This window comes from Poseidonibacter lekithochrous (genome assembly GCF_013283835.1).
In the GTDB taxonomy this organism is placed as follows: domain Bacteria; phylum Campylobacterota; class Campylobacteria; order Campylobacterales; family Arcobacteraceae; genus Poseidonibacter; species Poseidonibacter lekithochrous.
Genome location: NZ_CP054052.1, coordinates 1,476,259 through 1,492,460, shown reverse-complemented (window position 1 = coordinate 1,492,460; position 16,202 = coordinate 1,476,259). Strand labels below are relative to the sequence as shown.

Here is a 16,202-nt window from a genome sequence, read left to right as displayed (position 1 = left end):
ATTAAAATGAATAAATTATATCAAGGAATTTCAATAATTTCTGCTTCAATCATTTTAGCTGGTTGTGGTGGAGGTGGTGGTTCTGATTCAACTACTTCAAACTCAAATTCATTATCAAAAAGTGCACAATTAATTGATGCCCCAATTATTGGCGCGAAATACGTAAATGAAGATGGATCAACAGGTAAAACTGTGCAAGATGGTACATTTAACTATACAGGTGGAAAAGTATCATTCTATATTGGACAAATTAAAATAGGTGAAATTAATTCACTTAAAGATGATAATAGAGTATTTTTACAAGATATTCTAAATTTACAAAGAGATGAAAAAAGTGATTCTAAACTATTAACTAGTGCGCAATTTTTACAATCACTGGATACAGATCCAAGTACAGACAGTATTGAGATTGGTTCAAACTTTGAAAAATTTGATAATGATACATATAAAAATAGTGACTTAAAAGATTTAGATGTTCTAACTGCTCTTAAGAACAATAATATTGAAATTAAAGAACTAGACGATGTAAAAGAACATTTAGATAACTCAATCAAAGCTTATATTAAAAATAATGAAGATACAAATGCACCAATTATTAAAAGTGTATCTCCTCAAAATGACGCTTCTGAAGTATTAACAAATGAAGATATTATTGTAGAGTTTTCTGAGAATATTTCAAAAGAAAGTTTATTAAAAAGTAATGTGGTTCTTAAAGATCCTTTAGGGAATGTAGTACAAACAACAAAATTAGTAAACAAAAATCAACTTGTAGTTAAACCATCAAGTACCCTTAATTTAAATACAAAATATACTCTTGAATTAGATAAAAACATTCAGGATTTTGCGGGTAATTCTCTTGTATCAAAAAAAGTAGTTAATTTCTCAACTATGAGTACGAAAGATACAACAGCACCATACTTATGGGAAATGTCACCATCTGCAAATCAAGAAGGCTTTAAAATTAGTGATGACATGGTATTAAAATTTTCTGAGAAAATGAATGATGATACTATCAATAGTGCAAATATCACTTTAACAAAAAAAGATGATGCAAATAAAATTGATTTAAAAATTAGACATTCAAATAAAATAGTGACGATAAATCCTACAGTTTTACTAGAACCAAATACAGAATATACACTTTCTATTAGCTCAAATGTTACAGATGCTAATAATAATGCATATAGTGCAAGAGATATTAATTTTACTACAAATGACACTTTCTCTCATAATGGTTTTGAATATAAAATTATTCAATCACCAATTACTGGTAAACATTGGTTAGATAGAAACTTAGGTGCTACAAAAGTTTGTGAAGACAAAGCAGATGAAAAATGTTATGGAGATTACTACCAATGGGGAAGACTAACTAATGGCCATGAAAAGAACTCAAGTGAAGTATTTGATGCATCATTAAACCCTCTAGAAAAAGACGTTCAATCAAATGGTAAGTTTGCAACTTGGGCTGATGATTGGAGAAAAAATAAAAATGATGATTTATGGAAAGGTGCAAATGCAATAAATGCAGTATGTCCTACAGGATATAAAGTACCAAGTATTGATGAGTTATTAATTGAAACAAAACATGTAAATGAGCTTCAACATCCTACACAAAAAGTAGATGGTCAATATACAAACTTAACTAACTTCTTAAAATTACCAAATAATGGATTTAGACACTATATTAGTAGAACTGGCCATATGGATTTAAGAGCTTATTCTGGTGAAATTTGGTCAAGTACTACAAACAATGTTGGATTAGTTAACTCTTTAGGATTCTTCCCAGGAGGTATTTATTCAACTCCAGTAGTTAGATCTTTTGGTAAAGGTGTTAGATGTATCAAAGATTATAATGATACTGTAATTCCAACAGTTGTATCAACTACACCACAAGATAATCAAACTGATGTATCTATTGATACTGAATTTAGAGTTCAATTCTCTAAACCATTTATTTCTTCACCATCAAGAAGCAATATTTTACTTCTAAAAGATGACAAACAAATTGCTGTAAATATTCTTAGAAATATTTCTAATCACTCATTCGTAATCTCTCCTGATAAATTTCAAGGAGATGCAGGGTCTGGGTTAAGTTACGATACTGAATATAAATTTGTATTTAAAAAAGATTTATATGATGTTAGTGGGAATACATTAGCTGAAGATAAAGTTATCACATTTAGAACACAAAAAAGTCCTGAGTTAAGGGCAGCAACTATTTCTAAATCTCTACCAAAAGATAATTCAACTAGCTTCATTAGAAATGAAAACCTAAGAGTTACTTTCTCTAAAGAATTAAAAGTAAGCACAATTGATGCAAATATTATTTTAAAACAAGGTGAAAATGTAATTGCAAGTACAAAATCATATGAAAATAGAGTTGTTACTATTAACCCTACTTCTTCATTAGATGCAAATACTATTTATACAATTGAAGTATCAACAAATCTTGAAGATATAAATAATATCAAAGTTGCTGAAAAGATCACAAGTACATTTACAACTGGTGAAACATTGGCTATTGAAGATACATATGGAAACATATACAAAGAAATCACATCTCCTAAAACTGGAAAAGTTTGGTTAGATAGAAACCTTGGCGCTTTAAAAGTTTGTGAAGACTTGAATGATAATTGTAATGGTGATTACTTCCAATGGGGAAGAAAAGCTAATGGTCATGAAAAAATCAATGCTATAACATCAAATATTAAACTAGCAGATGATGTTCAAAATAATGCTTCGTTTATTACATCTAATGATAATAGATGGAGTACAAAAACAGATGAAACACTATGGAATACTGATGGGGCTAACAACGTTTGTCCTACTGGATTTATTGTACCTTCATCAAATGATCTAGAAAATGAATTAGAAGGATTTACTAGAACTAATCTATTTGATAACTTCTTAAAAATCTCAAATAATGGTAGAAAACATAAAAATGCTTCAATGGATGGAAATAGTTATTCATATTTCTGGACAAATACTACAACAGCTAGTAATTTTGGAAATGCAAAAGCAATGAAAATTCAAACACTAAATGCAGTGATTGAAGATGAGGCATTAAATAGTGGTTTAGCTATTAGATGTATTAAAAAAGATTAATTAGGATAAATGATGAATAAAATATCAAAAATCAAAAAAATATCTCTAAGTACTGTACTTATTTCTGTTCTTGCAGGATGCGGCGGTGGAGGTGGAGGAGGAGAAGGATCTTCTTCTGGCTCATCAACATCATCACAAAGTGTTAATTTCTCAAAGAATAGTGTTACTTATGATTCTTGCGTAGATTTAAATTTAAATTTAACTTGTGAAGAAGGTGAAAAAAATCTAAGTCCTAGTTCATACCCTGAAATTGCAGTTACAAGTAAAGAAAATGATGGGAAGTTTTTATTAGGACCTGCAGGGACACAAACTGTTTCTGCTGAATCAACACTAATATATAATGAAATGAAATATAACCCTTTAGTTGAAAATAATGAAACTAAAGCAAAAGATTATATTAAATCACAATTAAATAGTTTAAGTAAAAATGCTGTTTCTAGTGATGAGCTATTAACTGTTGAACAAAGTAAGAATCTTGAAGAATCAATTAAAGATGCTATTGCTGCGAATCCTTTAATAAATAAAAACAGTGTAATTGCTGCTGTTTGTGAAAAATTCTTAAAACAAAAAACAAAAGTATCAGTTTCTTCAAATGATATTTCAAAACAAACAAGAGTATTAACAACGATTAATCCTACAAAACTTCACGAAGTTAACTGGGAAAATGAAACTACTTCTGATATTGTAGGTGAAATTAGAGATAGCTTTGATTCAGATTTAGTAAAAGCACAAGGAGGAGAAAGAATTGTTTCATTACATGGTAATGGTAATTATCAAGTAGCAGCTAGTCAATACCATAATGCACTTACAGTAATCGATTTTAATCAATCAGATAAACAACACCAATATGAAAAATTTGCTGCGTTTAGAACATATGCAGCAGGACAAGGCGGAACAGCTACTCCTTCTACAGGTAATTCTTCTAGTTCTGCAGGAGGAAGTACTGGCGGTAATACAGGAGGTGGAGCATCTGGTTCAAGTGGAGGTAGTGCCTCAGCTAGAAGTATGTCTGTTAATTCATTTAGTGCTCAAGTTGTACAAGTATCTGCTCAATCAAAAACTGTTACAACAAGTGACTATACAGTAAATACAGATCCTAACAATACAAAAAAATTATGGGAACATTTACTTGAAGATGCAAAAATCACTAAAGATGGTAAATATGTTTATGCATTAATTAGATCGAAAGATGAAAGTGTTAAATTCCCAGATGAATCAACATATGGATTATTTAGAACTGAAGTTGGTCCTTATGGAGTTTATCCTTATAATTCAAGTTCAACACTTCGAATTCACTCAAAAGATATTAAAAAGTTTGAATTAGCAAATAGTGACAATAAAGTTATTATATATGGACAAGTTACAAATGATAAAGATGAAAAGCAAAATATTTTAAGAGTTTATGACAAAGATTTCAATCTAATTAAAGCTCTTGAAATTGATAATTTAAAAGATTTTACTATTACATCAAATGATAACTTAATAGTTGGACAAATTTCTGGGGATTATATAAATAAACCTAAACTTGTAAAACTTAATAGCCTAACATTAGAAAATAAACAAGAAATTGAACTTCCTTTAGAAGCTAGTCAAATCTTTACATATGCACACGGGACAATGGCTTTAACTGCTAGTAAAGAGCACAACAAAATAGTTTTAGTAAATTTAGAATCAATGAAAATAGAACAAGAAAAAACTCTAGATATTGATGCACAATATTTCGCTATGAGTAAAAATGGGAAATATTTAGCAGTTGCAAGTGAAGATAAAATCAACATTTACAATCTAAGTACTCCTGAACTTACTTTCCAAGCTTCAATTGAAGTAGATATTACAAATCTTTCAAAAGAAGCAGCTAAAAAAGACGAAAAGAATACAATTAACAACTTAAGTTTTGTTGGAGATACTATTCTTTCATATACACAAAAGCAAAAACAAAATGCTGTTGTTACATATGATATTGTAGATTCAAAAGTTCCAATGACTATGGATAATAAATTAAACACTGCTTTAGCTACTCTTGATAAATACTCTGTTAATAATGGATATTCTTTTAGTGAAGTGAAAACAAAACTAAATTTAATTCCAAGTTACAAAGATGTTAATTTTACTTGGAGCCTTAGTGGATTACAAAGTAATATTAATATTGCTAATGGAGAAGTTACAAGAGATGTAAGTTCAAATAATTCTGGAAAACTAATAGTTACTGCTAGTACAACATTTAGAGACAGCACTAGCACTAAAGTAAAACAATTTGATGTGACAATCTTAAAAGATTCTCCTAAAATCACTTCAAATGTAGAAAAATTTAGTCAATTAGATACAGCTAAAACAGCAGGAATCATGAGTAAAGTTATTGCCAATTCAAATGGTAGTACAGTTATTTCTTATTCTGCTCTTGATAGTTATTTCAAAGGATATAATTTATTTAAAGTTGAAAATGACAAATTAGTATTTACAGATGGAAATGAAAATAATACAAATAGATTATTAAGAGATGACCTACTTAACATGACATTTAAAACTGATGAAAAAGTCATTGTAGTTACAGTAAATTCGAACTACCCTACTTTCTCGTCAATATATTTACAAGACGTACAATCTGATAATACTTTAGAAGAAGGTTACAATACTAGAGTATTAACTAAAGCACATATTGGAAATAAAGGTACACCTTTAGCTGCTAATTTTACTGGAGATAAAAACAAGGTATTTGTAATTAGAAAACATTTTGACTTTGATTATTCAGACTACTATGCAGATATATATAAAATCTCTGGTAATACTATTACTAAAGAAAAAGAAATAAAAATGAAATCAGGTGTTGCTTATGTTAATACAAAAGCCCCTGCAATTAACAATGATGGAAGTATTTTCTATCAAGTTGATAAAAACAATATCTATAAACATCAAGATGATCTTGTATCATCTGTAAGAATCGATAATGTAATAGCCGTATACTACTTTAACAATAGAGTATATGCTACTACTTCAAATGGTATTATTGTAAGTTACAATGAGAAATTGGAAGCAGACTCAAGACAAGAGTTTAATTTAGGTAATGAAGGTGTTATTAATAACCTTGAGTATAGAAATGTTGGCGCGCAAGATTATCTATACGCTTTTGCTTCAAATACGAACTCTGGAGTATATATTATTAAAGTAAATGGTTCTAATGAAATGAGTGAATTTAAATACTCTTCAAAAGACAATACAAAAGGTGGAACAGTATCGCAAGATGGAACACATATTTTTACATATGAAAATGTACCTACAGCATACCAATCAAATACAAGTTCTAACTTATCTTATTCGAAATCTAACTAATAAAGAAAGCCTTTAATGGCTTTCTTTATCAACAAATTATTTATCCTATATTTGTAAATACAGCCTGAACATCATCATCTTCATCTAATTTTTCTAATAATTTAGAAATTTCTTCTTGTTGTTCATCTGAGAATTCTTGAGGATTATTTGAGATTCTTTCTAACTTAGCTTTTTTAAGTTCAATTCCCATATCTTCAAATGCTTTATTTAATGTTCCAAAGTCTTTGTAATCAGCAGTAACTAAAACAATACCTTCTTCTTCATCTTCTTCAATTTCTTCTAAACCAGCATCAATTAATTCTAATTCTAATTCTTCTAAATCCATTTCTTCAGTTTTTTCAAACTCAAAAAGTGCTTTTCTATCAAAGAAAAATTCTAATGAACCAGTAGGTGCCATTTGTCCACCATTTTTGTTAAAGTGCATTTTAACATTTGCCACTGTTCTAGTATTATTATCTGTTGCAGTTTCTACAAAAATTAAAACACCGTGAGGACCTTTTCCTTCAAAGTTTACATCAGTATAGTTTGCTGCATCTTTTCCGCTTGCTCTTTTAATAGCTGCTTCAATGTTTGTTTTTGGCATATTTTCAGCTTTTGCATTTAAAATTGCAGTTCTTAATGCTGAATTCATTTCAGGATCTGGAACTCCCGCTTTTGCTGCCATTTCAATAGCTTTTGCAAGTTTAGGGAAAATTCTAGACATCGCTCCCCATCTTTTCATTTTTGACGCTTTTCTATATTCGAAGGCTCTACCCATAAATAACTCCATTTATAAATTTACATAATTTTTTTGCGATTATATCAGGTTTGTAATTATTAACACTTTAATCTTTAGATTTCACACTCATTAGAATAAGTAGGATGTGTCATATTTTCTGGTTTTAAGTACTCATCAAGCTGTTCTTTACTTAATAATTTTTTCTCTAAAACAATATCATATACACTTTTATTACTCTCTAATGCTTCTTTTGCAACTGCTGTTGCATTTTGGTATCCAATATATGGATTAAGTGCAGTAACTAGTCCTATTGAGTTTAATACTAATTCTTTACATCTTTCCTCATTTGCAGTAATTCCATCGACACATTTAAAAGCTAAAGCTTCAAAAGCATTACACATCATAGAAATTGATTGAAATAAATTATAAGCAATAATAGGCTCAAATACATTTAGTTGTAATTGTCCACCTTCACTTGCCATAGAGATAGTAGTATCATAACCTATTACTTGAAAGGCTACTTGATTTACAACTTCTGGAATAACAGGATTTACTTTTCCAGGCATTATTGAAGAACCTGGTTGCATTTTCGGAAGATTGATTTCATTGAATCCAGTTCTAGGTCCTGAGCTTAATAATCTTAAATCATTACAAATCTTTGATATTTTTGTAGCAATAGATTTTAGAACCCCTGATACCTGCACAAAAGTAGAAGTATCTTGTGTAGCTTTTACTAAATCACAAGCAGTTACAAAAGGTCTATTTGTTACTTCTTGAAGTTTTGTTTTTACTAGGGATGCATATTTTGAATCTGTATTAATTCCAGTTCCAATAGCAGTACCACCTAAATTCATTTGAGTTACTAAATCTTTTGCCATTTCAATGATTTTTAAATCATCATCAATCATTAAAGCAAAAGAGTGAAACTCTTGTCCTAAAGTCATTGGAACTGCATCTTGAAGCTGAGTTCTTCCCATTTTGATAATCAAATCAAACTCTTTTGATTTATTCAAAAAAGAATCTCTTAATATTTCCATTTTATTTTGTAGTTTACAAAGATACTCATATAAAGCAAGTCTAACTGCTGTTGGATAAACATCATTTGTTGATTGACTCATATTTACATGATTATTAGGATGTAAAAATTCATATTCACCTTTTTTATGTCCCATCATTTCTAATGCAATATTTGTAATAACTTCATTTGCATTCATATTCGTAGAAGTCCCTGCTCCTCCTTGAATAACATCAACAATAAATTGTTCATTATATTTCTTAGCAGATACCTCATCACAAGCACTACAAATAGCATTACATAAATCTTCTTCTAATAATCCTAATTCATTATTTGCTAATGCTGATGCTTTTTTTACTTGTGCTAAAGCTACTATTAGTTTTGGGAAGTTGGCTAAAGGAACTCCTGAGATATTGAAGTTCTCTTTTGCTCTTAGTGTTTGAATACCATAATAAAACTCATTTGAGATCTCTTTTCCACCTATTAAATCATGTTCTTGTCTAACTTCTGTTTCCATTTGTTTCCTTAAGGCAATAATATAAATTATAACTCATTTTATATTATTAAATTAACAATTTGACTACAAAAAGAGTATTATTTACTTATTTTCTTTCCTAGGCTTAGTTCGCTAAATTCAATAAGTCTATTCTCCACTAAATAATTAAGTGAGTTTTTGGGAAATTTACCACTAGCTCCTCTTACTCCTGCGTCTATATCCATTAGTAGTTTTACTCCTTCGTCCACATGTTTAATAGCATAGATTCTAAACTGTCCTTTTCTTACACTATTTAGTACTTCTTCTTTTAACATTAAATTTTTAATATTTGAAAAAGGTATTATCACACTTGCATTGAAGTTTTCATCTTTTAATTTACACACATCATAAAAACCTTCTATCTTTTCATTTACGCCACCAATTGCTTGAACTTGTCCATTTTGATTAATTGAGCCAGTTAATGCAAAGTTTTGTTTAATTGGAATATTTGAAATTGATGATAAAAGAGTATAAAGCTCAGCTAAAGAAGCACTATCACCATCTATGGGTGAGTATGATTGTTCAAACACCAAAGATGCACTTAAACTCATTGAAAAATCATGGGAATATCTTGCTGCTAAAAATGAAGATAGAATCATAACTCCTTTTGAGTGAATAGCTCCACTTAAATCTACTTCTCTTTCTATATCAACAACACCTTCTTTCCCTACTCTTGTAAGTGCAGAGATTTTAACAGGCATTGAAAAAACAAAATTTCCATAATCTATTACAGTAAGACCATTAATCTGCCCTACTTTACTTCCATTTGTATCAATAAGTATTGTTTCATCTTTTATCTCTTTATAAATTTCATCTTTTATTCTTTGGCTTCTTTTTGCTCTTGAATCTAAGGCTTCTAAAATATCTTCATTTTTAATTGTTTTTGCTTTTCTTCTTTTTGCAATAAGATTTGATTCATGTAATAAATCTATGATTGAGCTAAAATCTAAAGACAAACTTGTTGAGTCATTTACTAATCTCGAACTAAACTCAACTATTCTTCCTAAAGCTTTTTTTGTTAGAGGAAGTAGTGAGTATTTATCTATTAAAGAAGCAATTATATTCCCATAAGAAATTATTGCATCATTATCTCTGAAAGTTTTATCTTCAAAATCTGCCTCTATTTTAAATAGACGTTTAAAATCTTCATCTTCATCAAATAGTAAATAATAAATATATCTAGAACCAACTAGAATAATTTTTGTCTCAAGCTCAATACTTTGAGGGTTTAAAGTCACACTATTTGTAAGTCCCATTGACTCTTCTATAGTTTCTAAATGAATTTCACCAGAGTGCAACATTCGTTTTAAACCTTCCCATGAGTATGGTTGAAATAATAAAGCTCTAGCATCTATTACTAAATAGCCTCCATTTGCTCTATGTAGTGCTCCTGCTTTAATAAAGTTAAAATCTGTAGTTAATGTACCCATATGATTTACATGCTCAATACGACCAAATAAATTAGAGTATGTTGGATTATGTTCATAAACAATTGGTGCTGTTTTTTGTTTTGTATTATTTACAATTATATTTACATTATAAATCTCAAAACTAGCACTTTGATCAACATTTTGAGCAAAAAGAGCTTCCATTGGATTTTCAGTTCCAGCATTTTCATCAATAGTAAAGTCTTCAAAGTTTTCAATAACATCATCTTCAACTTCATCTAAATAAGAAATTACATTTTCATAACTTTTATATTTTTCTTTTATTACTTTCATTGATTTTTGAACTACATCATCTATAAAACCACTATCAATCTCTTTCATATCTTCAATAAAAGATTTACTAAATGCCATTTCTAATTTTGAGTTAGCATCTACTTTTGCTTTATAAAAGATAATGTTCTTTTCAATTACTTCTCTTTGTGTTATATTTAAAGACTGGAACTCTTCAGCACTTAAAGTTTTCCCATCTTTTAGAGGAGATATTGTTATTCCGCTTGTTGTGTCATTAATAAAAATATCATCTTTTTTTGCTTCATCTTTTAATTTATAAAATAGATAATCTTGATCTTCTTTCATCTTATCTTCTAGGTTTTTACGTATTGTAATATACTCTTTTTGTTTAAAGGTTTGGGGTATTTTCTCTTGTAGGTTTTTTATAAGGTTTTGCATATCTTTTTTAAATCTAGTTCCAACTCCTGCGGGGAGTTTTAAAACTAAAGGTTTTATATCTTCAGTAAAATTGTTTACATAACACCAATCATGTAAAACAAAATCTTTTTTGGATTTTTCTTTTAATATTTTATCAAGAAGTGAGTGTTTCCCAACTCCTGAGTTTCCCATAATAAAAAGATTATAACCCTCATGTTTAATTCCAAGAGCTGTGTCTATTGAGTTTAAGGCTCTATCTTGTCCTAATATTTTATTTGTAATTTTTAATTGTTCTGTTGTTCTAAACTTAAATATCGAAGTATCACATTTTGTATATAGTTGGTTTAATTTTAATAATTTGATCATGTTAAATCCTTTTTAAGTAAACAATCCCTTAAACCTATATAAATTATAACACTCATATCTTAAGTCAAATTTATTATTTTTTCTTAGCGAATGATTTAAGTTTCAAATATTTTTGATACAATTAGCCATGATTTACAAAAAACTAATACTACTTTTTTTATTTATAATTGTTGCAAATGCAAATGATGTGAAACTATATTTCAAAAACAATACAGTTAAGAATGCCCAAACTGCCTTGCTATTTTTAGAAGCCAAAAATATTATTGAGCCTAAACTTACTTTAATGAGCAAAACAAAAGTTAATCAGAAATTCTATAAGAATAAGTTTTTAGATAATACATATTATGCGTTAGTTCCTATTTCTTACTATTTATCCCCAAAAGAGTACAAGGTTATTATTTCATATATCAAAGATGGCAAAAAAGTATTTAAATCTATAAAACTAAAAGTTCTAGATGGAAAATACAAATCAGAAGTAATAAACGTATCAAAATCAAAACTAAAACCAAATAAACAAAGAGCTAAAAGAACTAAACAAGAATATATAGAAGCTATGAATATATACAAAACTCAAAGTAGTGAACTTTTGTGGAATGAAAAGTTTATTTACCCAATGAATTCTAAAATCACAAGTGCTTTTGGAACAAAAAGAGTTTATAATGGCTTTTTGAAATCTTACCATTCAGGAACAGATTATCGTGCAAAAATAGGTACTCATATAATTGCCGTTAACTCAGGTATTGTGAAAATTGCTCAAAATAGATTTTACTCTGGAAACTCTATTGTAATAGATCATGGACAAGGGGTTTATTCATGTTATTATCATTTAAGCAAGATGTATTATAAGGTAGGTGATAGTATTAATAAAGGCCAAATAATAGGTCTTAGTGGAGATACAGGAAGAATTACAGGACCTCATTTACACTTCTCATTTAGAATTAATTCAATTCAAGTAGATCCTCTACAAGCAATAGATATTCTTAACAAACTTACAAGCAAATAAAAACGCTTCAACATTATTTTCACATTTTTTTTATATAATATATTAATTATATTAACAGAAAGGAAACAACTTGAAAAATATTATTTTCGTAATTTTAGCTGCATTCGTATTTACAGCCTGTAGCTCAAAGGAACCAGTATCTGCAAATAATACTGTAAATAAACAACAAGTTGAACTGCAAACAAACAATACAGCAGAAGAATCGGACTTTGACGATGAATTTGATAATGAGTTTGCAAGTGAAGAAAAAGAAGAATTATTTGACCCATTAAGTGGTTATAACAGAGTAATGACAAGCGTTAATGACTTTATGTACATTTATGCTTTAAACCCAGTAGCAAAAGGTTATGCTTATGTAATTCCTAAACCTGTAAGAGTTGGAATCTCAAATGTATTTGACAACCTAATGTTCCCTATGAGATTTACAAACAACCTACTTCAACTAAAATTCCAAAATGCAGGAGAAGAGTTAGGTAGATTTGTAGTAAATAGTACAGTTGGTATTGCAGGTATTTTTGACCCAGCAAAAAGCCAATTAGGATGGGAAGAACATGATGAAGACTTTGGTCAAACATTAGGTTTCTATGGAGTTGGAAGTGGATTCCATATTGTATTACCTCTACTTGGTCCTTCAAACTTAAGAGATATGATATCTATTGTTCCTGATGCGTATATTGATCCTATTTCATATACAGGAGCTAGTGATATTGGATATAAAATTCCAAATAATAGTTTAGAAGCAATGGGATTAAGTGCTGGAAAAATAGTAAACAAAACATCACTAAGATTAGGTCAATATGAAAATATCAAAAAAGATGCTTTAGACTTATATCCATTCTTAAGAGATATTTATGAACAAAAAAGAAAAAAAGAGATTGAGGAATAATCATGAAAAATATAATAAAACTATTTTTAGCTTTAGCTTTAATACTAACATCAGCTAATGCCCTTAAAAAAGATGATATTAAAACACAAATGAGTCAAAAAATTGATTCAGCTTTAGTAATATTAAAAAATAAAGAGATAAAAAAAGAAGAAAAAGCTCAAGATATTATGAATTTAATTGATGATGTTTTTGACTACAATGTAATGGCTAGAATCGCTCTTGGGAAAAAGACTTGGAAAAGTTTATCAAGTGAAAAAAAAGCTGAGTTTGTTGAAGTATTTGAAAATAAATTAAAAAACTCTTATGTTGATAAGTTAGAGCTATATACAGATCAAAAAGTTAAAATTAATGATTTAGTACCATATAAAAAATCTAGATTACAATTACAATCAGAAGTAGTTGGTAGTGATGAATCTTATATTATTAATTATAATTTTTATAAAAACAAAAAATTAAACGAATGGTTTATTTATGATGTTGATTTATTAGGTATAAGTATTATTCAAACATACAGAAAACAATTTAGTGGACTTTTAAAAGAGAAATCTTTTGATGAAATGTTAGAACTATTAAAAGCAAATAATACACAAAAATAGATGATAAAAAATTTCTACGATAAATATATACTTAGATATCCATTAGCGGTAATTCTAATCTTAATGATTGGAATTTCTGTTTTAGGATATAACGCTACAAAACTTCAAATTGATGCTTCTGCTGAAACTCTACTTTTAGATGATGATAAAGACTTAAAATTTGTTCGAGAGATAAATAAAAGATATGAAAATCCTAATTTTTTAATTGTTACATTTTCACCTAATGATGAACTTTTATCAAAAAACAGTCTTGATACAATCAAATCAATTTCAAATGATTTTGAAAAACTTGATTATATAAGCAGTGTTACATCTATTTTAAATGTTCCTTTAGTTCAATCTCCAATTAAACCCATTGCACAGCTTGTAGATGGGGTTAAGGCTATTGAAGATGGAGAATTTGATAAACAACTAGTTAAAGATGAATTTCTAAGCTCTGAGCTTTATTCAAATAACTTAGTAAGTAGTGATTTTAAAACAACAGCTTTAATACTAAGTTTAAAAGATGATACAAAATATGCAGAACTTTTAGAAAAAAGAAATGCTTTATTAAAGAAAAAAAGAACATCAACTCTTGATGAAAATGAAAAACTTACTCTTAAAAATACTATAACTCAATTCAAAGAGTATAGAGATGAAATAAGAGAAAAAGAGAGTCAAAATATTCAGGAGTTAAGAGATATTGTAAAGAACTATAAATCATCTGCTACTATTTTCCTTGGTGGAGTAAATATGATAGCCAACGACGTTGTTGGTTATGTTAAAAGTGATTTAGTAATTTACGGTTCAACTTTAGTATTTTTATTAATATTAATTTTATGGATTATCTTTAGAAAAGCTAGATGGGTTGTTTTACCTATTGTTATATGTTTATTATCAGTTATATCAACAGCAGGAATATTAGGTCTATTTAGTCTTGAAGTTACTGTAATTTCATCTAACTTTATATCTTTACAATTAATTATTACTTTATCAATTGTTTTACACTTAATTGTAAGATATAGAGAATTAAATGTTAGATTTAAAAATGCAAGTCAATATAAACTAGTTATAAATACTGTTCTATCAAAACTAAGCCCTTCATTTTTTGCAATAATTACTACTATTACGGGATTTGCATCTTTAGTATTATCAAGTATTGAACCTGTTAAAAACCTTGGGTTAATGATGAGTGCTGGTATTGCTATATCACTTTTGATTTCATTTATTTTATTCCCTCTTGTTTTAATTATGTTAAAAAGAGTTAAAGAGTATGAAAGAAAAGAGTCAAACTCTAAATTCTCAATAATTAAAAGCTCTTCAAATCTAGTAGAGCATAATGGTTTAGGAATTATTATAGGAAGTGTTTTATTAGTAATATTTTCACTAACAGGAGCATCTAAACTTATAGTTGAAAATAGCTTTATTAATTACTTTAAAAAAGATACTGAAATATATAAGGGTATGAAAGTAATTGATGAAAGTTTAGGTGGAACTACACCTTTAGATGTAGTAATTAAATTCAAAGACGAAAAGATTGAGGAAATATCTGTTGAAGCTTCAGTAGAAGAGGAAGCAGATGATTTTGATGACTTTGAAGATGAATTTGAACAAAGTGCAAACGATGAACAATATTGGTTCTCATCTGATAAGATGCAAACAATTATTGATGTTCATAATTACTTAGACTCACTGGATGAAGTAGGAAAAGTTCAATCATTAGCTAGTTTATTAAAGCTTGGAAAAATACTAAATGAAAATAAAGAACTAGATGGTGTTACACTAGCTTTACTTTATAATAAGTTACCTCAAAAATATAAAAATATGATTTTGGCACCATATATCAATATTGAATATAATGAAGCTAGAGTTACAATGAGAATTATGGATTCTAATCCAAATCTTAGAAGAAATGATTTGATTAATAAAATTAATCATGATCTAAGAGATATTATTAAAAATAAAGAGACAACATATAGATTATCAAACCTAATGATTTTATATAATAATATGCTTCAATCTCTTTTTGATTCACAGATTTCTACATTAGGTTTTGTTGTAGTAATTCTATTTTTCATGTTCTTAGTTTTATTTAGATCTATAAAAATAGCAGTGGTTGCAATACTTGCTAATATTATTCCTATTTCTGCAATTTTTGGAATTATGGGATGGTTAGGAATTCCTCTTGATATTATGACTATAACAATAGCAGCTATTTCAATTGGTATTGGAGTTGATGATACAATTCACTATATTCATAGATTTAAAGAAGAGTTTAAACATGACCATAATTATCTTAATGCAATGAAAAGATCCCATGAAAGTATTGGGTATGCGATGTATTATACATCTTTAGTAGTAATCGTTGGTTTCTCTATTTTAGTTTTATCAAATCTAATTCCAACAATCTATTTTGGTTTATTAACAGTAGTTGTAATGGCTACAATCTTAGCTTCAGCACTTCTTTTATTACCAAAACTATTAATCACTTTTAAACCTTTTTCTAGATAGTAACAGTTACACCTGTTACTATTTAGTCACTAATTATTACTTATTAAGAATAATTAAAAATTAAA

Annotated in this window: 9 protein-coding genes; 6 read left to right on the top strand and 3 right to left on the bottom strand. The window is 28.2% G+C overall.

Annotated elements, in window-relative coordinates:
- Positions 1-6 precede the first annotated feature (6 nt).
- Complete coding sequence (locus ALEK_RS07250) at positions 7-3,105, top strand: Ig-like domain-containing domain (RefSeq protein WP_071625827.1); 3,099 nt, start codon at positions 7-9, stop codon at positions 3,103-3,105.
- 12 nt (positions 3,106-3,117) lie between these two features.
- On the top strand, positions 3,118-6,432 hold the full coding sequence (locus ALEK_RS07245; RefSeq protein WP_071625828.1) for a hypothetical protein: 3,315 nt from the start codon (positions 3,118-3,120) through the stop codon (positions 6,430-6,432).
- A gap of 40 nt (positions 6,433-6,472) precedes the next feature.
- Here ALEK_RS07245 and ALEK_RS07240 read toward each other — a convergent pair whose 3' ends face one another.
- From ALEK_RS07240 to ALEK_RS07230, 3 genes are all read right to left on the bottom strand, one after another.
- Positions 6,473-7,189, bottom strand: coding sequence for a YebC/PmpR family DNA-binding transcriptional regulator (locus ALEK_RS07240; RefSeq protein ID WP_071625829.1), 717 nt, complete (start codon positions 7,187-7,189; stop codon positions 6,473-6,475).
- Positions 7,190-7,263: 74 nt separating this feature from the next.
- Entirely contained in the window at positions 7,264-8,682 is a 1,419-nt protein-coding gene (gene aspA, locus ALEK_RS07235; protein ID WP_071625830.1) for an aspartate ammonia-lyase, read from the bottom strand.
- Between the two features lie 77 nt (positions 8,683-8,759).
- The gene (locus ALEK_RS07230) at positions 8,760-11,162 is read right to left on the bottom strand and encodes a Lon protease family protein (protein WP_071625831.1); all 2,403 of its coding nucleotides are present in this window, start codon (positions 11,160-11,162) and stop codon (positions 8,760-8,762) included.
- A 127-nt stretch (positions 11,163-11,289) separates the two neighbouring features.
- Between ALEK_RS07230 and pgp3 the strand changes: the two genes are divergently transcribed.
- The 4 genes from pgp3 to ALEK_RS07210 all read left to right on the top strand — a co-directional run bounded on the left by pgp3 (position 11,290) and on the right by ALEK_RS07210 (position 16,137).
- A complete protein-coding gene (gene pgp3 / locus ALEK_RS07225) occupies positions 11,290-12,165 on the top strand; it encodes a peptidoglycan metallopeptidase Pgp3 (protein WP_071625832.1) in 876 nt (291 codons plus the stop codon).
- A 175-nt stretch (positions 12,166-12,340) separates the two neighbouring features.
- The gene (locus ALEK_RS07220) at positions 12,341-13,051 is read left to right on the top strand and encodes an MlaA family lipoprotein (RefSeq protein WP_071626128.1); all 711 of its coding nucleotides are present in this window, start codon (positions 12,341-12,343) and stop codon (positions 13,049-13,051) included.
- A 2-nt stretch (positions 13,052-13,053) separates the two neighbouring features.
- Positions 13,054-13,647, top strand: coding sequence for a Tgt2/MlaC family protein (locus tag ALEK_RS07215; protein ID WP_087148714.1), 594 nt, complete (start codon positions 13,054-13,056; stop codon positions 13,645-13,647).
- Positions 13,648-16,137: an efflux RND transporter permease subunit gene (locus tag ALEK_RS07210; protein ID WP_071625834.1), complete on the top strand. Its 2,490-nt coding sequence runs from the start codon at positions 13,648-13,650 to the stop codon at positions 16,135-16,137.
- Positions 16,138-16,202: the final 65 nt, after the last annotated feature.